Source organism: Streptococcus oralis (assembly GCF_004127215.1).
GTDB classification, from domain to species: domain Bacteria; phylum Bacillota; class Bacilli; order Lactobacillales; family Streptococcaceae; genus Streptococcus; species Streptococcus oralis_BD.
On record NZ_QEWJ01000111.1, the window covers coordinates 1 to 412 of the forward strand.

At 34.7% G+C, this 412-nt stretch carries 1 pseudogene; it reads left to right on the plus strand.

Annotated elements, in window-relative coordinates:
* Positions 1–256 (plus strand): annotated as a pseudogene (locus DF216_RS10575) (SIS domain-containing protein); the annotation flags it as partial.
* Positions 257–412 lie beyond the last annotated feature (156 nt).

Sequence of the window (412 nt, forward strand, 5' to 3'; positions counted from 1 at the left end):
GACTAAAATAGCACGAAATCAAGGCGCTTATGTTGTTGTAATTACTAATTTTGAAGGAAGCACAATTACTAAAAATGCAGATTTAGTGCTGATTACGTCTGCGCAGTCCAATAATAATGATTCAAGATTTATTAATTCACAGATTGCAACTCACTTTTTATTAGATCTTGTGAGTTACATTCTTCTTGGAGATCCTTACATGCATAAACTCTATCAACAAACACGTCAAGTTGTTCTAAACCATGGGAGCAAATAAATAAGAGGACTAGAATGCGTAGTCCTCCATGTTTATAACTACTATTGTATTGCACCGTACAAAGCTGCATTATTACCGCTTCGAGTCGTCTGAAGACGTGCTATTCCATAATGAGGCGGAAGGTAATAATGAATTTTAGGCTCAATATATTTTAAT